Annotated in this window: 19 protein-coding genes; 18 read left to right on the top strand and 1 reads right to left on the bottom strand. The window is 42.1% G+C overall.

What is annotated here, in order from left to right; genetic code table 11:
• Positions 1-28: 28 nt before the first annotated feature.
• The 7 genes from dxs to LG330_RS10800 all read left to right on the top strand — a co-directional run bounded on the left by dxs (position 29) and on the right by LG330_RS10800 (position 8,132).
• Positions 29-1,921 (top strand): 1-deoxy-D-xylulose-5-phosphate synthase, encoded by a 1,893-nt coding sequence (gene dxs / locus LG330_RS10830; RefSeq protein ID WP_404403710.1) that lies wholly within the window; start codon positions 29-31, stop codon positions 1,919-1,921.
• Positions 1,922-1,923: 2 nt separating this feature from the next.
• On the top strand, positions 1,924-2,766 hold the full coding sequence (locus LG330_RS10825) for a TlyA family RNA methyltransferase (RefSeq protein WP_404403708.1): 843 nt from the start codon (positions 1,924-1,926) through the stop codon (positions 2,764-2,766).
• Between the two features lie 136 nt (positions 2,767-2,902).
• Positions 2,903-3,352, top strand: a complete 450-nt coding sequence (gene ahrC / locus LG330_RS10820; RefSeq protein ID WP_404409572.1) for a transcriptional regulator AhrC/ArgR — start codon at positions 2,903-2,905, stop codon at positions 3,350-3,352.
• A gap of 16 nt (positions 3,353-3,368) precedes the next feature.
• On the top strand, positions 3,369-5,063 hold the full coding sequence (gene recN, locus LG330_RS10815; RefSeq protein ID WP_404403706.1) for a DNA repair protein RecN: 1,695 nt from the start codon (positions 3,369-3,371) through the stop codon (positions 5,061-5,063).
• A 94-nt stretch (positions 5,064-5,157) separates the two neighbouring features.
• Positions 5,158-6,153, top strand: a complete 996-nt coding sequence (spoIVB, locus tag LG330_RS10810; RefSeq protein ID WP_404403704.1) for a SpoIVB peptidase — start codon at positions 5,158-5,160, stop codon at positions 6,151-6,153.
• 245 nt (positions 6,154-6,398) lie between these two features.
• Complete coding sequence (spo0A, locus tag LG330_RS10805) at positions 6,399-7,166, top strand: sporulation transcription factor Spo0A (RefSeq protein ID WP_404409570.1); 768 nt, start codon at positions 6,399-6,401, stop codon at positions 7,164-7,166.
• Positions 7,167-7,415: 249 nt separating this feature from the next.
• Complete coding sequence (locus LG330_RS10800) at positions 7,416-8,132, top strand: glycerophosphodiester phosphodiesterase (RefSeq protein ID WP_404403702.1); 717 nt, start codon at positions 7,416-7,418, stop codon at positions 8,130-8,132.
• Positions 8,133-8,148: 16 nt separating this feature from the next.
• On the opposite strand, the gene LG330_RS10795 is transcribed toward LG330_RS10800, so the two are convergent.
• A complete protein-coding gene (locus LG330_RS10795; RefSeq protein WP_404403700.1) occupies positions 8,149-8,391 on the bottom strand; it encodes a DUF2627 domain-containing protein in 243 nt (80 codons plus the stop codon).
• A 132-nt stretch (positions 8,392-8,523) separates the two neighbouring features.
• Here LG330_RS10795 and LG330_RS10790 point away from each other — a divergent pair, with 132 nt between their 5' ends.
• The 11 genes from LG330_RS10790 to meaB all read left to right on the top strand — a co-directional run bounded on the left by LG330_RS10790 (position 8,524) and on the right by meaB (position 23,365).
• Positions 8,524-10,539, top strand: a complete 2,016-nt coding sequence (locus LG330_RS10790; RefSeq protein ID WP_404403698.1) for a sigma 54-interacting transcriptional regulator — start codon at positions 8,524-8,526, stop codon at positions 10,537-10,539.
• A gap of 1 nt (position 10,540) precedes the next feature.
• Entirely contained in the window at positions 10,541-11,443 is a 903-nt protein-coding gene (gene yqiS, locus LG330_RS10785) for a phosphate butyryltransferase (protein ID WP_404403696.1), read from the top strand.
• Between the two features lie 16 nt (positions 11,444-11,459).
• Entirely contained in the window at positions 11,460-12,554 is a 1,095-nt protein-coding gene (bcd, locus tag LG330_RS10780; protein WP_404403694.1) for a branched-chain amino acid dehydrogenase, read from the top strand.
• A 64-nt stretch (positions 12,555-12,618) separates the two neighbouring features.
• Positions 12,619-13,704 (top strand): butyrate kinase, encoded by a 1,086-nt coding sequence (buk, locus tag LG330_RS10775; protein WP_404403692.1) that lies wholly within the window; start codon positions 12,619-12,621, stop codon positions 13,702-13,704.
• An 11-nt stretch (positions 13,705-13,715) separates the two neighbouring features.
• Positions 13,716-15,137: a dihydrolipoyl dehydrogenase gene (gene lpdA, locus LG330_RS10770; RefSeq protein WP_404403690.1), complete on the top strand. Its 1,422-nt coding sequence runs from the start codon at positions 13,716-13,718 to the stop codon at positions 15,135-15,137.
• Between the two features lie 21 nt (positions 15,138-15,158).
• Positions 15,159-16,157: a thiamine pyrophosphate-dependent dehydrogenase E1 component subunit alpha gene (locus tag LG330_RS10765; RefSeq protein WP_404403688.1), complete on the top strand. Its 999-nt coding sequence runs from the start codon at positions 15,159-15,161 to the stop codon at positions 16,155-16,157.
• A 14-nt stretch (positions 16,158-16,171) separates the two neighbouring features.
• Positions 16,172-17,155 carry an alpha-ketoacid dehydrogenase subunit beta gene (locus tag LG330_RS10760; RefSeq protein WP_404403686.1) on the top strand — a complete coding sequence of 328 codons (984 nt, stop codon included), beginning with the start codon at positions 16,172-16,174 and terminating at the stop codon, positions 17,153-17,155.
• 36 nt (positions 17,156-17,191) lie between these two features.
• Entirely contained in the window at positions 17,192-18,463 is a 1,272-nt protein-coding gene (locus LG330_RS10755; RefSeq protein ID WP_404409568.1) for a dihydrolipoamide acetyltransferase family protein, read from the top strand.
• Between the two features lie 124 nt (positions 18,464-18,587).
• Complete coding sequence (locus LG330_RS10750) at positions 18,588-20,213, top strand: methylmalonyl-CoA mutase family protein (protein ID WP_404403684.1); 1,626 nt, start codon at positions 18,588-18,590, stop codon at positions 20,211-20,213.
• The gene (gene scpA, locus LG330_RS10745) at positions 20,203-22,356 is read left to right on the top strand and encodes a methylmalonyl-CoA mutase (RefSeq protein ID WP_404403682.1); all 2,154 of its coding nucleotides are present in this window, start codon (positions 20,203-20,205) and stop codon (positions 22,354-22,356) included. Before LG330_RS10750 ends, scpA begins: the two co-directional genes overlap by 11 nt.
• Positions 22,349-23,365 carry a methylmalonyl Co-A mutase-associated GTPase MeaB gene (gene meaB / locus LG330_RS10740; protein ID WP_404403680.1) on the top strand — a complete coding sequence of 339 codons (1,017 nt, stop codon included), beginning with the start codon at positions 22,349-22,351 and terminating at the stop codon, positions 23,363-23,365. Before scpA ends, meaB begins: the two co-directional genes overlap by 8 nt.
• The last annotated feature ends 98 nt before the right edge of the window (positions 23,366-23,463 follow it).

Raw genomic sequence — 23,463 nt, 5'->3', positions numbered from 1 at the left:
ATCCCCTTGGAGAAAGTGAGTGATCCGGGTGGAGATAAATCAAATTAAAGACCCTGGTTTTCTAAAAGACCTGAACAAAGAACAGTTAATTGAATTAAGTGAAGAGATCCGTGCATTTCTGATCGGGAAATTATCAGCAACAGGGGGTCATATCGGACCAAATCTTGGTGTTGTGGAATTAACATTAGCTCTTCACAAACACTTTGACAGTCCTGCTGACAAGTTTCTATGGGATGTCGGGCACCAGTCATATGTACACAAAATTCTTACAGGACGTGCTGACCAGTTTGATACGCTCAGACAATATAAAGGTCTGTGCGGATTTCCAAAGATGATTGAAAGTGAGCATGATGTCTGGGAGACAGGCCACAGTTCTACCTCACTATCAGCTGCAATGGGTATGGCAATTGCACGTGATATTAAAGGTGCCAGTAACTTTGTTGTACCGATCATTGGTGATGGGGCATTAACAGGTGGGATGGCTCTTGAAGCACTAAACCATATAGGGCATGAAAAAAAGGATATGATCGTTGTCTTAAACGACAATGAGATGTCTATTGCTCCTAACGTTGGTGCACTGCATAGTATTCTTGGACGGATGAGAACGGCAGGGAAATACAATAAAGCAAAAGATGATCTTGAATACCTGATTAAAAAGGTCCCGGCAGTTGGCGGAAGACTTGCTTCGGCTGCTGAACGGGTAAAAGACAGTTTAAAATATCTGCTCGTATCAGGCATGTTCTTTGAAGAGCTAGGCTTCACTTATCTGGGTCCGGTTGATGGACATAATTTTGATGAGCTTGAGGAAAATATTAAATACGCCAAGAAAACAAAAGGTCCTGTAATTCTGCATGTGATTACTAAAAAAGGTAAAGGCTTTCACCCTGCAGAAAATGACACAATCGGAACCTGGCACGGGACAGGCCCTTACAAAATTGATACAGGGGATTTAATCAAATCATCTGCAAAAGCCCCGGGCTGGAGTGCACTTGTCGCAGAAACAGTGCGTAAAGAAGCAAGAACTGATCAGCGGATTGTGGCGGTTACACCTGCCATGCCGGTTGGCTCGAAGCTAGAAGGTTTTGCAAGCGAATTTCCTGACAGAATGTTTGATGTCGGAATTGCAGAACAGCATGCAACAACATTGTCTGCAGGGCTTGCAACACAGAATATGAAACCGTTTCTTGCAATTTATTCAACGTTTCTGCAGCGGGCTTATGATCAGGTCGTACATGACATCTGCCGTCAGAACCTGAACGTTTTTATCGGTGTAGACCGTGCAGGGCTCGTAGGCGCTGACGGAGAAACGCATCAGGGAGTATTTGATGTTGCTTTCCTCAGAAGTCTTCCGAATATGGTCGTGATGATGCCAAAGGATGAAAATGAAGGACAGCATATGGTTCATACAGCATTAGCATATGATGACGGACCGATTGCGATGAGATATCCGAGAGGAAATGGTCTTGGTGTACCGATGGATGAGACACTTCAGCAAATTCCAATTGGCAGCTGGGAAGTGCTTAGAGAAGGAAATGATGCAGCCATTCTCACGTTTGGTACAACAATACCAATGGCGCTTGAAGCTGCAGAGCAGTTAGAAAAAGAAGGGATCTCAGTACGGGTGATTAATGCAAGATTTATTAAGCCTCTTGATGAAGCGATGCTGAAAGATTTACTTGCGCTAAACATACCGATCCTGACAATTGAAGAAGCAGTTCTGCAAGGTGGATTTGGCAGTGCAGTACTCGAATTTGCTCATGATCAGCAAATTTCACACGCTAAAATTGAGCGAATGGGAATTCCGGATCAGTTCATCGAACATGGAAATGTTGATCAGCTGTTAGAAGAAATCGATCTCACATCCGAACAGGCTGTTAAGGTCATCAGATTAATCGTTCCAATGAAGGAGAAAAGAGCCTGAGCATGAAAATTAAAAAACAGAGAGTCGACATTCTGCTTGTAGATCAGGGGCTTGCAGAAACACGTGAAAAAGCAAAAAGAGCCATTATGGCGGGACTTGTTTTCCACAATGAGACCAGACTTGACAAGCCTGGAGAAAAAATTCCTGAAGATGCAGTACTGACAGTAAAGGGGAAAGTGATGCCTTATGTCAGCCGCGGCGGATTAAAGCTTGAAAAGGCTTTGAAGGAATTTAATATAGACGTACAGGGAAAATGTATGATTGATGTTGGATCTTCTACGGGGGGATTTACTGATTGTGCACTGCAAAACGGTGCTAGACAGTCTTATGCAGTAGACGTCGGTTATAATCAGCTTGCCTGGAAGTTAAGGCAGGATCCCCGTGTCATTGTAATGGAAAGAACGAATTTCAGGTATTTGACTCCTGAAGATCTGAAAGAAGGGTTACCTGATTTTGCATCTATTGATGTATCGTTTATCTCATTGAGAATTATCCTGCCGGTTTTAAGAACTTTATTAAAGCCCGGAAGTGATGTGCTTGCGCTTGTGAAGCCCCAATTTGAAGCGGGCCGTGAACAGGTAGGCAAAAAGGGAATCGTAAGAGATAAAAAAGTACACCTTGAAGTCGTCAATAAGATTTCTACGTTTGCATCAGAGACAGGATATGATGTGCTTGCAGCTTCCTATTCGCCGATTACAGGTGGAGATGGGAACATCGAATTCCTTTTTCACCTTCGCACAACAGAGTCTGATACAGGAAAGATTGCAGAACGTGTCGTGATGGAAAAAGTTGTGTCAGAAGCCCACGCTAGTTTGAAGAATGTAAAAGTGGAGGATAGCCTGTAGGCTGTCCTTTATTTTTGTCAAATATACAAGAATAAAGGAACCTGGAGCACTCACCTTAGTGTACAAAATGGAAAATGTACGTTAAGATAACTGTATATTTAAGCATAAATATTCATACAGACGGAGTGAAAATATGATAAATAAAGGGCAAAGACATATTAAAATCAGGGAAATTATCGTAAACAATGATATCGAAACTCAGGATGAGCTTGTAGACGAGTTGAAAAATGCGGGATTTCCAGTGACGCAGGCTACAATTTCAAGAGATATTAAAGAATTGCACTTAGTAAAAGTGCCTTTACATGATGGAAGATACAAATATTCACTGCCTGCTGACCAGCGGTTTAATCCACTTCAGAAATTAAAAAGAACGTTAACAGATGCTTTTGTGAGGATTGATGGTGCTGGTCATTTACTTGTGATGAAAACTTTACCTGGTAATGCAAATGCCATCGGTGCATTGATCGATAATCTTGACTGGGATGAGATACTAGGCACAATCTGTGGTGATGATACATGTTTAATTATATGCAGGTCAGAAGATGAAGCCGGAGCGATTTCAAAGCGCTTTATTGATATGCTTTAAACAGGGGTGATATTGTTTGTTACAGGACTTATCAATACGTAATTTTGCGATTATAGACGAACTTTCTTTATCATTAGAAGACGGCCTTACTGTTTTGACCGGGGAGACCGGTGCGGGTAAATCGATTATTATTGATGCTGTACAGCTGCTTGTAGGTGCAAGGGGATCAGCTGAATTTGTCAGACACGGTGAAAAAAAAGCTGAAATTGAAGGTGTGTTTTCTGCACCTGAAGGACACCCTGTCTTCAATAAGTGTCAGGAATTCGGAATCGAAATAGAGGATGAGATGGTTCTCCTGAAAAGAGATATTTCCTCTTCGGGTAAAAGCTCATGCCGGATTAACGGGAAGCTTGTTACAATTTCTATTTTAAGGGAAGTCGGCGGAGCCCTGATTGATATTCATGGGCAGCATGAAAGTCAGGAACTGATGGATGAATCAGCACATATTCATTTACTTGATCAGTTTGGCGCCGAAGAAATCAGCGAAGCCAAAAAGAATTATCAGGAAGTGTATACTGTGTATGCTGATCTGAAAAAGCAAATCAGATCATTATCAGAAAATGACCAGCAGATGGCTCACAGGCTGGATTTGATACAGTTTCAATATAAGGAAATTCAGGATGCTGACTTATCACTTAATGAAGATGAAGAACTGATGGAAGAAAGAATCAGGCTTTCCAACTTTGAAAAACTTTATGAATCACTTCAGACAGCTTATGAAGCGCTTCAGGGTGAACAGCGCGGCCTTGATTGGACTGGTCTTGCCATGTCCAATATGGAGCATGCTGCAGAAATTGATCAGGATTTAAAGCAGATCAGTGATACAATCAGCAGTCAGTTTTATTTACTTGAGGATTCAGCAAGAGAGATCAGACAGCACCTCGACAGTCTGGAATTTGATCCGGAAAGACTCCAGATGATAGAAGACAGGCTGAATGAAATCAACCAGTTGAAACGTAAGTATGGCTCTTCTATTGAAGAGATTATGGAATACTTTTCAGGGATCGAGGAAGAAATCGAAGCAATCACCAATAAGGATTCGTCTCTTGAGGATTTGAAAAATAAACTTGAATCCATTAAAAAGGATTTATCTGTTGAGGCAGAACATTTATCTGCCCTCAGAAAAAAATGGGCAGAAATTTTAACTGAGGCAATACACGGTGAATTAAAAGCACTGTATATGGATAAAGCTGTATTTAAAGTGCATTTTGCTGAACAAAAGCCTGAGAATTATAAATCGAACGGTATTGATGAGATCGAATTTTACATCTCAACCAACCCCGGTGAACCGCTTAAACCGCTAATTAAAGTAGCTTCCGGTGGAGAAATCTCGAGAATGATGCTGGCACTTAAAACAATTTTTTCGGAGCATCAGGGAATTACTTCTATCATCTTTGACGAAGTCGACACCGGCGTTAGTGGAAGGGTTGCTCAGGCAATTGCTGAAAAGATCTATTCCATCTCCGCTCACTCTCAGGTACTTTGTATTTCCCATCTGCCACAGGTAGCTGCGATCAGTGACCGTCATTTATTTATTTCTAAAGAAGTTAAAAATGACCGGACTCATACGAGTGTCAGCCCGCTTGCCAAAGAAGACAGAGTAAAAGAAATCAGCAGAATGATTTCCGGGGTTGAGATTACTGACTTAACAATCAGCCATGCAGAAGAACTTATACACTTAGCACATACAATTAAAAAATCTGCTGTGTAAAAGCTATCCATTAACGGATAGCTTTTTTCATGTGATCGGCTGATATTTTTCCTCTTTTCGCTCAAATTAGTACTAGTGGAGAGGAGGGAAGTAAATGATCAAAAAGCTGATTCTTGCCGTTTTAATCATCAGTTCTGTTACATCGCAATATTGTGCTGCGATCGAATTGATACCAGGCGGTCAGTCGATTGGGATTGTTCTTGAGACAAATGGCGTATTAGTGACAGGTTTTTATGCACCTGCTAATGAAATATCTCCGTCAGAGCGGGCTGGAATTAAAATTGGAGACAGAATCAGCAGTGTAAATGGAACAAAAATCCGCACAGTAGAAGAATTAAACAGCGCAGTTAATCAGGTTGAACCGGAAAAAACGATCAGGCTTGAAGTCATCAGAAATGAGAGCATTATAACTAAAAATGTAAGACTGACTAAAAACGAAAAGGGTCAGTCGCAATTGGGTTTCTTTGCAAAACATGAAATTTTCGGGGTCGGCACGTTGACTTATATTGATCCTGAAACGCTCCGCTTTGGTGCGCTCGGTCATGTCGTATCTGAACAGCATACTAAGTTGCCTGTAGAAATGAAATCAGGTCATATTAAGTCGGCCGACATCAGAGATATTCAAAAGAGCAGGGCAGGTAACCCCGGCGGTAAAATTGCATTTTTTGATGATAAAACTAGCATGCTCGGTGAGATAAAAAAGAATGCATCAACGGGTATATTTGGTGAATTATTTGAAAGGGTAAATAACGAAAAGTATCAGCAGGCACTTAGTACTGCCGAGAAACAAGAAGTACATGAGGGAAAAGCTGAAATACTGACGGTATTACATGGTCAAAAAGTGGAATCATTTCAAATCGAAATTCTTGAAACAGGTGTTACGCTCCCAAGTGGAGAAAAAGGAATGAAGATCCGTCTCACGGACACAAAACTAATTGAGAAGACTGGCGGAATTATTCAAGGGATGAGTGGAAGTCCGATTATCCAAAACAAACAAATCATCGGTGCAGTTTCGCACGTATTAATACATCAGCCCAATGAAGGTTATGCGCTTTATATAGAAGATATGTTAAAGGAACAGGCCTCATAGCCTGTTTCTTCCATATGTAAAATGTGAGCAGTGGTTGGTGAGGCAGGCAATCCGTGATACACTATACATACATTCGACAATATGTCAGTTATTGTTGAAATACATCGAAAAAAAGAGCATTCGTGAGTATTTAAAAGAAACCTTGTTAATTTTTAAAAAAAGTTTTACAATGAAAATGGAATTAATTCCACATGTCGAATATATCGAGTGAGAAATCATGATGGGGAGGAATTTTAGTGAGTAAGATGAAGGTTTGTATTATTGATGATAATCGGGAGTTAGTATCAACGTTAGAAACATTTATTAACAGCCAGCCTGATATGGAGGTTACAGGCACTGCATTTAATGGACAGGAATTTCTGGATATAATTGAAGATACACCTGTGGATGTATGTCTACTCGATATCATTATGCCTCATATTGATGGGCTGAATGCGCTTGAAAAAATGAAAGAACTGGATCTCGAGAAAAATCCCCACGTGATTATGCTGACTGCTTTTGGTCAGGAGGATGTTACAAGCAAAGCGCTTGAGCTTGGCGCCTCATATTTTATTCTGAAACCGTTCGACATGGACAATCTGCTTCAGGTCATCCGCCAGGTGATGGGGAAAAAAGACCGCCCCGTAATCAGCAGTACAAAGCGGGAGAAAAATAAAAAGCCTAACCTCGATGCCAGTATTACGAGTGTGATTCATGAGATAGGTGTACCTGCTCACATAAAAGGGTACATGTACTTGAGAGAAGCGATTTCAATGGTGTACCATGATATTGAGCTTCTCGGATCAATTACAAAAATACTGTATCCTGATATTGCAAAGAAATTTAATACAACTTCATCCCGCGTCGAAAGAGCCATCAGGCATGCAATTGAAGTGGCGTGGAATCGCGGAAATGTCGATGCCATTACAAATATGTTCGGTTATACGGTCTCTGCAGTAAAGTCAAAACCTACAAACAGCGAGTTTATTGCAATGGTTGCTGATAAATTGAGACTCGAGCATAAAGCAAGTTGAAATAATCATTCGGGACGCCAGTATTTAAACTGGCGTTTTTTTTATAAAATAGCTATGTTAAAAATTAGTGTTGTTTTTGCACAGCTGGTGATTGAGCTTAAGGGGCTGCTCGGCAGGAAGGGACAGGTGAGGCCATGGCGGAGCCTGAGGGCTCACCGCACGGGCATGGAAAGTGTCCCCTCTCGCTGCAATCAACAGCCAACTTTAACATAGCCTATCAAATCAATGATTTGTCTGGATGTGATAAACGTGTCAAAGGTATTTGCCCATAGAGGAAGCTCGCTGAACTATCCTGAAAATACGATGCTTGCCTTTAAGAAAGCTGAGAAAACCGGCTGCTATGGAATTGAACTGGATCTGCATATGTCGAGGGACGGCTATCTTGTCGTGATTCATGATGAAACTGTTAATAGGACGACTAATGGAAGAGGTTATGTGAAAGATTTAACAAAGAAAGAACTGAAAAAACTTTCAATAAAAAGAAAATGGTTTAAAAATGAAAAAATACCGATCCTTGATGAGGTACTAGAGTGGGCAGCGAAAACGGATCTGATCATCAATATCGAACTTAAAAATGATAAGATCTATTATGAAGGTCAGGAAGAGGCGGTTGTGCAAAAAGTTGCAGAATATGGTCTGGAAGACAGAGTGATTTATTCTACCTTTAACCATGTCAGTGTGAAAAAGCTTAAAAAAGTGACCACATCTGAAGTAGCAGCGTTATTTTCAAAAAAAGGAATCAATCCTCTTTTGCTCGTTAGATCAACACGAGCTGATGCGATTCATGCAAATCATCGTGTTATGACTGAAAGTTTGATGAAAGACTGTCAGCAGAATGGAATCCCTGTTAGATTGTATACGCTAAACAAACCTGCCATCATCAGCAAATGGATAAATGCCGGTCTTGCCGGAGTCATTACAGACAATCCGGAACTTGCCGAAAAAATACTAAAAGAAAAACAGTGAGTGCCTTGAGCGGCAGTCACTGCTTTTTTTTAACGAAACGCTGCTGAACTTTGTTTTTCTTACGGTCTCTATGCAATAGGAATCCTCCAATAAAGCTTAAACCTGCAAGAAACATAACTAAACCTATAAAGAATTGAAGTGCTAATGAAGGAAGCCATGAAACCTGAAGTCCAAAAAACATATCCCTCATTAATTTAATCCCGTAAGCGGCTATTACACCTGGGATTAACAGGATGATTAAAGCGATCATACGTGCCATATTCTAACTCCTTAAAACAATCATTATGTACAAACTATGCTATGTATAAAAAACATTGTCAAGGAAAGGGCTTTCATGTACAATGAGGAGGTTGCAAGATATTGCGTGATATTGAAGGAAGGATGAAATATATTGCAAAAAGTGCTGATTGTTGGAGCTGGGCGCGGAGGTGTCGCCTTGCTGCAAGTGATGGCTGAAAGTGATGCTTTTCAGGTGTATGCAGTGGTCGACCATGATCCGCAGGCACCGGGTCTTACTTTGGCACAATCAATGAATATTGAAACCGGACAGGACTGGAAAAAGTATTTAAGTGATCAGACGGATATTATTATCGATGTTACAGGTGATCAGGAAACTTTTAACCAGCTGCGGGAGGCCAGGTCACGAAAGACGGTTTTAGTTCCCGGAAGTGTTGCTTCTCTGGTTTATCAACTGTTAACTGAAAAAGAATCGCTCATTTCTCACCTTGAACATGACTCTTACATAAGAGAACTGGCAATGAATTCGACTCATGATGGCATGATTGGAATTGATTGTGATCACAGAATCATTTTATTTAATGACAGAGCAGCAGAAATGATCGGGATTGATAAAGACAAAGCATTGCATCAGTCGATCTATCAGGTTGTGCCGCTGAGCGGACTGCCGAGAATTATCGAAACTGGTCGAGCCGAAAATAATCAGGAACTCATGCTTGATAATGGCATGAAAGTCGTTACAACCAGGATACCAATGGTGAATGAAACTGGAGAGGTAATCGGGGCATTTGCCGTTTTCAAGGATATTACTGAAGTCGTTAATCTGGCTGAGGAAATGACGAACCTGAAAGAAATCCAGACCATGTTAGAAGCCATTATTCAATCAAGTGATGATGCGATCTCTGTTGTAGATGAACAGGGCCGTGGATTGATGATTAACCCGGCATATACCCGTTTAACCGGACTTACAGAGTCTGAAGTCATCAGCCAGCCTGCAGAAGCGGATATTTTCGAGGGAGAAAGTATGCATATGCAGGTTCTGAAAACAAGGCGCCCTGTGCGCGGAGTGAAGATGGTAGTTGGACCAAACAGAAAAGAAGTTGCGGTAAATGTTGCACCGATTATAGTGAATGGCCTGCTGAAAGGAAGTGTGGGTGTCATTCATGATTTGTCTGAAATCCATCAGCTGACTTCAGAGCTGGATCGCGCAAGAAGAATTATCCGGTCACTTGAAGCGAAATATACTTTTGAGGATATACTCGGGAATTCCGATGAGATCTTACTTGTGACAGAGCAGGCAAAGGTTGCATCAAAGACCCATACGACTGTTTTGCTGCGCGGTGAACAGGGGAGCGGGAAAGAATTATTTGCAAATGCAATCCATAATGGCAGTGACCGTAAGTATAATTCTTTTCACAGAGTTAACTGCGGAAGTATGCCGGCTGCATTTCTGCTGAATACCCTTTTTGGTACTGATTCTACTGAAGGTTTGTTGGCTCAGGCTGGTGAAGGGACTGTATTTCTTGATGAAATCGGTGAACTGAGTCTTGAAGCACAGAACAAGCTGTTAGAAGCGTTAAAGTCCAGACAGGTGAAAAAGCAGGGAATCGATGAAATGATCACGTTCAAAGCGAGAGTCATTACCGCATCTCATATCAACCTGGAAAGAGCCATTGCAAAAGGTCAATTTTCAGAAGAGCTGTATTATTACTTATCACGGTTAACTCTACAGCTGCCGCCTCTCAGAACGCATAAACAGGATATACCTGTTATCTGTGACCGGTTAATTATGAAGCTGAATCAGTCGTTTGGAAGAACGGTAAAAGGCATTTCAAAATCTGCACTTGAACAGTTAACAGGCCATGAGTGGCCGGGTAACGTAAGAGAGCTTGAAAATGTGCTGAGCAGAGCGATGATCTTTATGGATCAAAAAGAAGAGCTCATTGAACAAAAGCATCTGATCCCTTTGCAGAGTGAACAGACATTTAAACGTGAAATGAATGGTCCTTTAGCTGAACAGCTGGAGACCGTTGAGAAAGAAATCATAGAACAAACGTTAAGAAAGCATAACGGAAATAAAACCGCTACTGCAAAAGAACTTGATATTTCAATTAGAAATTTATACTACAAAATTGAGAAGTATCAGGTGGATACTGAAAGGAGTGGATAGTTTGGTTCGTTTTGATGACATCATCATAAAAGCAGAATCAACAGCAGGAGCTACAGTTGCGGTAGCATCAGCTGAAGATTATGAAGTATTAAAAGCAGTTGATATGGCTGTAGAAAAAAAACTGGCAGACTTCATCCTTGTAGGTGACGAGGAAAAGATCAAAAAGTTGATTCATGAATCCTTTCCTGCACTGGATCAGAGCATTGTAAGGATTCTTCATGCAAGTAATCCACAGTCTGCTGCACTTGAGGCTGTTAAACTTGTCAGTTCAGGAGCTGCAGGTGTATTAATGAAAGGGCATGTCGAAACAGCTGTTTTACTGAAGTCTGTTTTGAACAAAGAAGTCGGCCTGAGAACAGGTAATGTATTATCACATGTGGCACTGTTTGAAGTGCCATCTATAGAAAGAAGTATTTTTGTGACTGATGCTGCGATGAATATTTCACCTGACCTGACTCAAAAAGTTCAAATCATCCAAAATGCAGTAAGGATTGCCCATGGAGCAGGTGTTAAAAATCCGTCTGTGGCACCGCTTGCTGCGGTTGAAACCATTAATCCTGCCATGCAGGCAACGCTCGATGCAGCTGCGTTAACACAGATGAACCGGAGAGGTCAGATAACGGGTTGTGTCGTAGATGGACCACTTGCACTCGATAATGCAGTCTCAGAAACTGCCGCGGGACATAAAGGAATAACGGGTCCCGCAGCCGGGAAAGCGGATATTCTACTTGTACCATCAATTGAAGCAGGTAATATTTTATATAAATCACTCATGTATTTTGGTAATAGTAAAGTAGGTGCAGTCATCTCTGGTGCAAAAGCACCGATTGTATTAACTTCCAGAGCTGACTCAGCAGAAAGTAAATTGCACTCACTAGCACTGGCAATTTGCACATCATATTAATTAGGGGGCATTAACGATGGAACTATTTACTTATATGGAGAAATATGATTATGAACAGCTGGTATTTTGCCAGGACAAAAATTCAGGGCTAAAAGCAATTATTGCAATTCATGATACGACACTTGGACCAGCACTGGGCGGTACAAGAATGTGGACATATGATTCAGAAGAAGATGCGATTGAAGATGCACTCCGTCTTGCAAAGGGTATGACATATAAAAACGCTGCAGCAGGACTTAACCTCGGCGGCGGAAAAACAGTTATTATCGGAGATCCGCTAAAGGATAAAAATGATGAAATGTTCCGCGCATTTGGCCGCTATATTCAGGGTCTTGCAGGTCGTTATATTACAGCTGAGGATGTTGGAACGACTGTAAAGGATATGGATCTGATTCATGAAGAAACTGATTATGTAACAGGTATCTCACCTGCGTTCGGCTCATCAGGTAATCCATCACCGGTAACTGCCTACGGCGTATACCGCGGAATTAAAGCTGCAGCTAAAGAAGCTTATGGCAGCGACTCTCTTGAAGGCAAAACAATTGCTGTTCAGGGTGTTGGGAACGTAGCATTCACTCTTTGCCGCCACTTACATGAAGAAGGGGCAAACCTGATCGTAACAGATATAAACAAAGAATCCGTTCAGCGTGCAGTAGATGAATTTGGTGCGAAAGCTGTTGAACCAAATGAAATTTATGGAGTTGACTGTGATATCTTAGCACCATGTGCACTTGGAGCGATTATCAATGACAATACGCTCGAGGTACTAAAGGCGGACGTTATTGCGGGTGCTGCTAATAACCAGCTGAAAGAAACAAGACATGGTGATATTCTGCATGAGCGCGGAATCGTATATGCACCTGACTATGTTATTAACGCTGGAGGCGTAATCAACGTAGCTGACGAATTATATGGCTACAACCGTGAGCGTGCAATGAAAAACGTTGAAAAGGTATATGATAATGTAGCGCGCGTATTTGAAATCGCTAAGCGCGACGGTGTGCCAAGCTACCTTGCCGCTGACCGGATGGCAGAGGAGCGTATTGCAAGCATGGCGAAATCAAGAAGCCAGTTTTTGCGCAGCGAACACAATATTTTAAGCAGAAGATAATAACTGAATATGCTGATGCACCTGATGTTTTAATGCATTGGTTTGTAAGTATGGAGGGAATAGCGTGCAGGAGCAACATTACAGAATTTTAGTCATTAATCCTGGATCAACTTCAACCAAAATTGGAGTCTTTGACAGTGAAACTGCGATTTTAGAAAAAACGATTCGTCATGAAACGGCTGAAATTGATCAATTCGAAAAAATTATTGATCAGTATCAGTTCAGAAAGAAAACGATTCTTGAGGCGCTTGATGATGAAGGAATGAATGTATCAAGGCTCGATGCGGTCTGCGGCAGAGGTGGACTTTTAAGACCGATCGAAGGCGGAACGTACAGTGTGAATGATGCTATGCTAAAGGATCTGAGACAGGGGTATTCAGGTCAGCACGCTTCAAATCTGGGTGGTATTATTGCCTATGAGATTGCACAGGGACTTAATATTCCTTCATTTATTGTCGATCCGGTCGTAGTGGATGAGTTATCTGAAACTGCACGGGTTTCAGGCTTTTCTTTAGTCGAACGTAAAAGTATTTTTCATGCGCTGAATCAAAAAGCAGTTGCACGACGTGTTGCTAAAGAGCTCGGCAAGCCTTACAGTGAATCAACTTTTATTGTAACGCACATGGGCGGAGGTATTACTGTCGGGGTACATCATAATGGCAGGGTGATTGATGTAAATAACGGACTGCACGGGGATGGACCATTCAGTCCGGAGCGGGCAGGAACCGTACCGGCTGGAGACTTGGTGGAACTCTGTTTTTCAGGTGATTATTACAGAGATGAAATTATGAAAATGCTTGTTGGACAGGGTGGGCTTGTCGGATACCTTGGTACCAATGATGCTGTAAAAGTAGAACAGATGATTCAAAATGGAGATAAAAAAGCTAAACAGGTTTATGAAGCAATGGCTTATCAGGTCGCAAAAGAAATTGGTGCGGCGTCTGCAGTGATAAAAGGTAAAGCAGATGCAATTATTTTAACAGGTGGTCTTGCTTACGGTAAGGAATTTGTAGGTCTGATCAGTGAACGGGTGGACTGGATTGCAGATGTAATCGTCCAGCCTGGAGAAAATGAGCTTCAGGCACTTGCAGAAGGTGCTCTCAGAGTACTCAGAAACGAAGAAACTGCGAAAGTTTATTCAGCAGATTAGGAGGCTTTAACATGGCAGAAGAATACGATCTCGTCATACTTGGCGGAGGCACTGGCGGTTACGTAGCCGCAATTAGAGCTTCTCAGCTGGGATTAAAAACAGCGATTGTAGAAAAAGGGAAGATTGGTGGAACGTGTCTGCACCGTGGATGTATTCCGAGTAAAGCACTTTTAAGAAGTGCAGAAGTATATGCGACAGCTAAAAATGCAGATGAATTCGGAGTGGAGATCAGTGAAGCGGTCCTGAATTTCACGAAAGTCCAAGAGCGTAAGCAGTCAATTGTTGACCAGCTGCACAAAGGTGTCCAGCACCTGATGAAGCAGGGTAAGATTGATGTTTTTGACGGCTTCGGAAGAATTCTAGGACCTTCAATTTTCTCCCCAATGCCTGGGACAGTCTCGGTTGAAATGACTGACGGCACTGATAATGAAATGCTGATTCCTAAAAACGTGATCATCGCTACAGGGTCAAGACCACGTTCACTCCCAGGTCTTGAGATTGATGGTACGTACGTATTAAGCTCAGATGAAACACTTGAACTTGAAGAGCTGCCAAAGTCTATGATTATCGTTGGTGGAGGGGTAATTGGCATTGAGTGGGCTTCGATGCTGAATGACTTCGGCGTGGAAGTGACGGTACTTGAATATGCGGATCGTATTATTCCTACCGAAGATGCTGATGTATCAAAGGAAATGGAAAAGCTGCTTAAGAAAAAAGGGATTACGATCGTAACGAACGCAAAAGTAGATGCAGAAAGTGCTAAAACAGGTGAAGAAACGTCTATATCCGCTGAAGTAAAAGGCGAGATGGTTGAATATACAGCAGAAAAAATCCTGGTTTCAGTAGGCAGAAGTGCAAATACTGAAGGTATTGGACTTGAGAATACTGATATTCAGGTTGAAAAAGGATTTATCAAAGTAAACAATAAGCTTCAGACTAAGGAGTCTCATATTTATGCGATTGGTGATGTGATCGGTGGGCTTCAGCTCGCACATGTTGCTTCACATGAAGGGGTTCACGCAGTTGAACATATTGCGAATATGGAAGTTGATCCGATCGATTACAGCCTTGTGTCCAAATGTATTTATTCAAGTCCTGAAGCAGCAAGTGTGGGACTTACTGAACAGCAGGCTAAAGACGAAGGATACGATGTAAAAATCGGGAAGTTTCCATTTAAAGCAATTGGAAAAGCACTCGTTTTCGGTACGTCAGACGGCTTTGTAAAAATTATTGCTGATCAAGCTTCAAATGATATTCTTGGTGTTCATATGATCGGCCCTCACGTAACGGATATGATATCTGAAGCGGGGCTTGCTAAAGTACTTGATGCAACACCATGGGAAGTCGGTCAGACGATCCACCCTCACCCGACACTGAGTGAAGCAATTGGTGAAGCAGCATTAGCAGTAGATGGAAGGGCAATTCATTCTTAAATGCAGGAGGCGAAAAACGCAATGACAAAATCACGTCATGAAGAATTAGGATTATCTAATGAAGATGTACTGAATATCTATGAAACGATGTTAATGGCCAGACGTATTGATGAGCGTATGTGGCTATTAAACCGATCAGGTAAGATTCCTTTTGTTATCTCTTGTCAGGGACAAGAAGCGGCTCAGGTTGGTGCTGCGTATGCTCTTGATACGGAAAAAGACTTTGCACTGCCATACTACAGAGACATGGGTGTAGTTTTGCACTTTGGAATGACTGCTCGTGAGTTAATGCTTTCAGGATTTGCAAAAGCTGAAGATCCAAACTCAGGCGGCCGTCAGATGCCGGGACACTTTGGTCATAAAGCAAAACGCATTGTAACGGGTTCTTCACCTGTTACGACTCAGGTTCCTCATGCTGTAGGTCTTGCACTTGCAGGAAAGATGGAGAAAAAAGATCTTGTGACATTTGTAACGTTTGGTGAAGGTTCATCCAACCAGGGTGATTTCCATGAAGGAGCAAACTTTGCAGGGGTACATAAATTGCCGGTTATTTTCATGTGCGAAAATAATAAATACGCAATTTCAGTCCCGATTGAAAAACAGCTTGCATGTGAAAATGTCTCAGACCGTGCTATCGGATATGGAATGCCGGGAATCACAGTTGATGGGAATGACCCGCTTGAAGTCTATAAAGCTGTGAAAGAAGCAGCAGACAGAGGACGCCGCGGTGAGGGACCGACACTTGTTGAAACTGTATCTTACCGTTTAACTGCCCACTCATCTGATGATGATGATCGCGCTTACCGCTCACCGGATGAAGTGGCGAAAGCAAAGTCACTTGACCCGATTATTACTTTTGGTGCTTACCTGAAGGAAAATGGCGTAATGGATGATGCGCTTGAAAAACAAATCAATGACAGAATCATGAAAGAAGTCAATGAAGCAACAGATTATGCAGAACAGGCGCCTTACGCTGATCCGGAATCTGCATTAAAATACGTATACGCAGAACAAGAATAAGGGAGGATAAACCGATGCCGGTAATGTCATATATTGACGCTGTTACATTAGCAATGAAAGAAGAAATGGAACGGGACGAGCGCGTGTTTGTCCTTGGTGAAGATGTAGGAAAAAAAGGTGGCGTGTTTAAAGCGACGAACGGCTTATATGATCAGTTTGGTGAAAATCGTGTTATTGATACACCACTGGCTGAATCAGCAATCGCCGGGGTAGGAATCGGGGCTGCGATGTACGGAATGCGTCCGATCGCTGAAATGCAGTTTGCAGACTTTATTATGCCGGCTGTTAACCAGATCATTTCTGAAGCGGCAAAAATCCGCTATCGTTCTAACAACGACTGGAGCTGCCCGATGGTGATCCGTGCGCCTTATGGCGGCGGAGTGCACGGTGCACTGTACCATTCCCAGTCAGTTGAAGCTATATTTGCAAACCAGCCTGGTCTGAAAATTGTCATGCCATCTACTCCTCACGATGTTAAAGGGCTTCTGAAAGCAGCGATTCGTGATGACGATCCTGTTATGTTCTTTGAGCATAAACGCGCTTATCGTCTAATTAAAGGTGAAGTACCTGATGAAGATTACACAATTGAAATTGGTAAAGCAGATGTGAAACGTGAAGGTGAAGACATTACAGTGATTACTTATGGACTTTGTGTACACTTCGCACTACAGGCGGCTGAGCGCCTGGCTGAAGATGGATACAGCGTGCATGTACTTGATCTTCGTACGATTTATCCGCTTGATAAAGAAGCAATCATTGAAGCTGCTTCAAAGACAGGAAAAGTGCTCCTGTTAACTGAAGATACAAAAGAAGGCAGCATCATGGGTGAAGTTTCAGCAATCATTGCAGAAAACTGTCTGTTTGATCTGGATGCACCGATCATGCGTCTGGCAGGTCCTGATGTGCCGGCAATGCCTTATGCGCCGACAATGGAAAAATTCTTTATGGTGAATCCGGATAAAGTGGAAAAAGCCATGAAAGAACTTGCTGAATATTAAATAACAAAGGAGGTAATTTCCTTGGGTATTGAAAAAATGACGATGCCTCAGCTTGGTGAATCTGTTACAGAAGGTACGATCGAAAAATGGCTTGTACAGCCGGGAGATACTGTAAACAAATATGATCCAATCGCTGAAGTAAATACAGATAAAGTAAACGCAGAAGTACCATCTTCATATACTGGTGTAATCAAAGAACTGATAGCAAATGAAGGAGATACATTAGAAGTTGGTGAAGTGATCTGTTCGATCGAAGTTGAAGGCGGCGGATCAGCTGAAGAAACGTCTACGCAGCCTGAAGAAAAACCTTCAGATGCACCAGAACAAAAAAAGTCTGCTGCTGAGAACAGAAAATCAGAACCTAAGAAGTCAAATACAAGATATTCTCCTGCTGTAATGAAAATGTCACAGGAACACGGAATAGACTTATCATTAGTAGAAGGATCAGGAAAAGAAGGCAGAATCACAAGAAAAGATCTGCAAAAAATTATTGATTCTGGTGAAATGCCAACAGCTAAAGATCAGGTCCAGGAGTCTGCTCCTGTAGCAACTAAGGCTGAACCTGCCACAAAGCCTTCAGCACCGGCTCAAAGTATACAATCTGCTCCGGGAGACATTGAAATACCGGTAACAGGTGTTAGAAAAGCAATTGCGAGCAACATGTTAAAGAGCAAGCACGAAGCGCCTCACGCATGGACGATGATGGAAGTGGACGTGACGAATCTCGTTCATTACCGTGATTCAATTAAAGGTGATTTCAAACAAAAAGAAGGTTTCAATATTACGTATTTTGCTTTCTTTGTAAAAGCAGTAGCGCAGGCACTGAAAGAATTCCCTCAAATGAATTCTATGTGGGCAGGGGATAAAATTATTCAAAAGAAAGATATTAACATTTCAATTGCTGTAGCCACAGATGATGCGCTTTTTGTTCCTGTTATCAAGCACGCGGATGAAAAGACGATCAAAGGCATCGGCCGGGAAATCAACGAGCTTGCCGGTAAAGTCCGTGCAGGTAAATTGAAATCTGAGGAAATGCAGGGTGGAACATTTACAGTAAATAATACAGGTTCATTCGGTTCTGTACAGTCGATGGGCATTATTAATCATCCTCAGGCAGCAATCCTGCAGGTTGAGTCAATTGTAAAGCGACCTGTTGTCATGAATAACGGAATGATTGCGGTGCGTGATATGGTCAATCTCTGTCTGTCGCTTGACCACCGTGTTCTTGACGGACTTGTATGCGGACGATTCCTGCAGCGTGTCAAAGAAATTTTGGAAAATACATCTGAAAATACGTCAGTTTATTAAATGTAAACAGCCGCCAGTGTAAAACTGGCGGCTCTCTTTTCATCTGTACAACTTTTCTTTATACTGTACATAAGAGAATTGAAAACGATTACAACGGGGGAGGGAGCTGCCAAGCAGCACACTTATGACATTAAAAGATACAGAATTTCCGGCTTCATCATTTGATGAATGGACAGAACAGGTGAAAAAAGTGTTAAAAGGAAAACCTGTTGATTCCCTGAATATAGAACTGTTGGAAGGTTTAACGGTCAACCCGCTTTATACTGACCGCCCTGATATAACTGATACACATATTTCAAGAGGGTGGAAATCAAAAGCACAGTGGATGATCGCGCAGCAGGCTAATGGTGAGTCTGCAGAAGAGCTTATTCGTTCTGCAAAGGAAGAATTAATAAGAGGATCAGAAGTCGCCGCTCTGAACGAACATACATCTTCTTTATTTAATTCGGAACAGGCATCAGATTTTCTTGGACTGGATAATCAATTACATATTTATATAACATACACAGACTTAAAACCATGGCTTTCGGCTTTACAAAAAGCTGACATTAGTGGAATTATAGGAAAAGCCTGCAGTGGTCCCGATCTGGATGAAGACTGGTTTAATGACATCATTGAAATAGATAAGATTCAACCTGAGTTGAAAACCATTATACTATCCGGTTTACCGGTTCACCGTAAAGGAGGGAATACCGTTCAGGAGCTAGCCTTTATTCTGGCACAGGCAAACAGGGTGATTCAGCTCGCTGAAAAATCCGGCTGGAGTGCTGAAAAAGTCATTTCTAAAATGCATGCAGAGTTTGGAATTGGGTCAAATTTTTTCCTGGAAATTGCAAAGCTGAGAGCATTCCGTGCAATCTGGCGTCATTTCACTGAACAGTATCAGGTCGATTCGCCTATCACAATCAGTACAGAAACATCTCCATTCACTAAGCTAACTCAGGATGAGCATACAAATATGCTCAGAAGCGGGAATGAGTCATTTGCTGCTGTGTTAGGCGGAACAGATTATTTGTATGTCAGACCATACGATTGCTATAAAAATGTGTCATCAGGCCAGGCAGTCCGTGCAGCACGTAATATCGGGCTGATCTTAAAAGAGGAAATGTTTTTACAAAACGTGATTGATCCTTCAGGGGGATCTTATTATATAGAACATCTGACGAAAGAACTTGCTGAAAAATCATGGAGTGAACTCTGTGAATTAGAAGAACGTGGCGGGTTAACTTCTGCTTATCATCAGCTTATGAGTGACGTTCAAAAAATACGAGATCAGCGTGACCAGGGAGTAAGAACAAGAAAACATACACTCGTTGGAATGAACAAATATGCACCTGCAGATAAAAATCGTATCGAAAACATTCCTGAAACAGCAGGATATGCCTGGGATGTTTTAATTCAAAAAGTTCAGAACAATCCTGTTAAAAAAATTGGACTGCTGACAGTAGGAGAATTGAAAGATTACAAACCCCGGGCAGACTTTGTCAAAGGCGTTTTTGCAGGTGCAGGTGTTGTCCCTGACTATGATCAGGATCAGGCAGATGTGTTAATTGTGTGTGGTTCTGATGCAGCATATGATCAGTATTTAGCTGAAGCCATTCAGTCAAAAAAGGCGGATCAGAAGATATTTATCGCCGGTAAAAGGGAAGCAGAAGGTCTTGACGGAAGCCTTTTTAATGGGATGGATATGGTGTCATTTTTAGAAGATGTATTGTTTGCCGGGATTGGAGGAGATCACCATGAAGCCTGAATTTAAAAAGGAATCATTTACATGGTCTGATTATAAGCATACTGCTGATATTCAAAATGAACAGCTTATGACAAATGAAGAAATTGAAATAAAATCTTTTTATACTGAGAGTGATATGAAAGGATCAGGTGGTCTACAGGAGTTTCCTGGCACTGCACCTTTTACACGCGGACCTTATCCAACCATGTATACGACAAGACCATGGACGATCAGGCAATATGCCGGTTTTTCAACGGCTGAGGAGAGTAATGCTTTTTACAGGAGAAACCTTGAGATGGGACAAAAAGGGTTATCAGTCGCATTTGATCTTGCTACTCACCGGGGATATGACTCAGATCATGATAGGGTAACCGGGGATGTTGGAAAAGCAGGGGTTGCAATTGATTCTGTTGAGGATATGAAAATATTATTTGACGGTATTCCGCTCGATCAAATGTCAGTTTCTATGACAATGAATGGAGCAGTGCTTCCGATTATGGCTTTTTACATTGTAGCTGCTGAAGAACAGGGTGTCACACCCGAGCAGCTGTCCGGGACAATTCAAAATGATATTTTAAAAGAATATATGGTAAGAAACACATACATTTACCCACCGGACATGTCGATGAGAATCATCGCGGATATATTCTCCTACACTGCTCAAAACATGCCGAAATTTAATTCCATTTCAATTTCGGGCTATCATATTCAGGAGGCTGGAGCGCCTGCTGATGTAGAGCTCGCTTATACACTTGCAGACGGCCTGGAGTATGTAAGAACCGGATTAAAGGCGGGTATTGATATCGACCGTTTTGCACCGAGGTTGTCATTTTTCTGGGGAATCGGAATGAACTACTTTATGGAAGTGGCAAAAATGAGAGCCGCAAGAAAAATGTGGGCATCTCTGATTAAACCGTTTAATCCGGAAAATCCTAAATCATTAATGCTCCGTACACATTCACAGACATCCGGCTGGTCACTCACAGAGCAGGATCCCTATAACAATGTAATGAGGACACTGATGGAAGCTCACGCTGCAGCGATGGGGCATACGCAGTCGCTTCATACGAATGCACTGGATGAGGCAATTGCGCTGCCAACGGATTTCTCTGCAAGAATTGCAAGAAATACCCAGCTTTATTTGCAGGAAGAAACAGGTATGACTAATGTGATTGATCCATGGGGAGGTTCATATTATGTTGAGCATTTAACGCAGCAGATTATGGAAAAAGCGTGGGCTCACATTGAAGAAATCGAATCTCTCGGCGGGATGACAAAAGCAATTGAAACAGGATTGCCTAAAATGCGAATTGAAGAAGCTGCTGCCAAAAGACAAGCTAAAATTGATTCAGGTAAAGAGGTCATTATCGGTGTGAACCGTCACCGGCTGGACAAGGAAGATGAGATGGATATTCTGTCGATCGACAATGAAAAAGTAAGGCAGGGACAAATCGAAAGAATAAACCGGATGAGAGAAAGCAGAGATGAGGCTGCTGTTAACAGTGCCCTTCAGGCGATCACTGAAGCTGCAGAAAATGATGCGAACCTGCTTGAAAAAGCGATTGAAGCTGCCAGATTCAGAGCAACGCTGGGTGAAATTTCTGGTGCGATTGAAAAAGTGAGCAGCAGACATCAGGCTGTGATCCGATCAGTCAGTGGCGTATACAGTGATGCATATACTGATTCTGCAGCAATTGACCATGTACGTGAGATGACAGCCACCTTTATGGAACAGGAAGGCAGGCGTCCGCGTATACTCATTGCAAAAATGGGACAGGACGGACATGACCGCGGAGCAAAAGTCATTTCCACTGCGTTTGCTGATCTTGGTTTTGATGTAGATATCGGACCTTTATTCCAGACCCCTGAAGAAACGGCAGCTCAGGCTGTTGAAAATGATGTTCATGTGATCGGTGTAAGCTCGCTTGCTGCGGGACATAAAACGCTTGTGCCAGCACTGATTAAAGAACTCAAAAAATGGGGAAGGGAAGACATCATGGTTGTGATCGGCGGAGTCATTCCTTCGCAGGATTATGCTTACCTGTTAAACAACGGAGCTTCCGCAATTTTCGGACCTGGAACTGTGATTCCGGCAGCAGCAGAAAAAGTAATTGAAGAAATATACGAGCGGCTCGGCTACGAGGAAGTAACTGAGGATGAATAATCCAAATAAAAAAAGAGTCTTTAAGAAAAAGGCACAGGAAAAAATTCATATCCAGGATCTTGCTAAAAAAATTACTTCCGGGGACAGGGGGTATTTATCAAAAGGTATCACACTTATTGAGAGCAGTGCCATCCATCATAGAAAGAATGCGAATGAACTTGTACAAAAGTTACTTCCACACTCCGGAAACAGTATTCGGGTGGGTATCACAGGTGTACCTGGAGCAGGAAAAAGCACTTGGATTGAAGCATTCGGTAAAACAGCAGTTAACAAAGGAAAAAAAATTGCCGTCCTCGCAGTCGATCCAAGCTCATCGCTCTCAGGGGGCAGTATACTTGGTGATAAAACGCGTATGGAGTTTCTGGCGCATCATCCTGATGTCTTCATCAGACCTTCACCTTCATCAGGCACACTTGGTGGTGTAGCAAGAATGACAAGGGAAACCATTTTATTGTGTGAAGCGGCGGGTTACGATCTGATTTTGGTTGAAACAGTTGGAGTAGGGCAGAGTGAAGGGATTGTCAGAGGCATGACTGATTTCTTTCTTCTTCTGTCTTTAACCGGGGCCGGGGATGAATTACAGGGAATGAAAAAAGGGATAATGGAGCTTGTCGATGCGATCGTTATTAATAAAGCGGACGGCTCAAATAAGGATCAGGCAATACAGACAATGCATGATTATAATCAGATCCTGCGTTTCCTTTCTCCGGCAACAAAAGGGTGGAATCCTAGAGCACATACATGTTCGGCGTTATACAATGAAGGAATTGCAGCAATATGGGATATCATAAATCAATTTATTGATGAAACAAAAGAAAGTGGTGAATTCGCCCAGAGGCGTAGCAGACAGGCTGTAGACTGGATGAGTCAGCTCGTACAGATCAGGCTGAATGAAACTTTTTTTAATCCGGAAAAGAATAAACTGATGAAAAAACTTGAAGGGAAGGTTAGACAAAATGAGTTGTCACCTTCTGAAGCTGTAGATATATTATTTAATTCGAAAGAATAAAAAAGGACGACAGAGGGTTCTGCCGCCAAAGAAATCTAGGGAGTTTAGGGGTTAAATCTAGATCCTAGTAGCTATTATTCCACCGTTTTAAAAAAGTA

Origin of the sequence: Jeotgalibacillus malaysiensis (genome assembly GCF_044789845.1) — a bacterium.
GTDB classification, from domain to species: domain Bacteria; phylum Bacillota; class Bacilli; order Bacillales; family Jeotgalibacillaceae; genus Jeotgalibacillus; species Jeotgalibacillus malaysiensis_A.
Note: the sequence above shows the minus strand (reverse complement) of the source record. Positions and strands in the feature narration are given on the sequence as shown.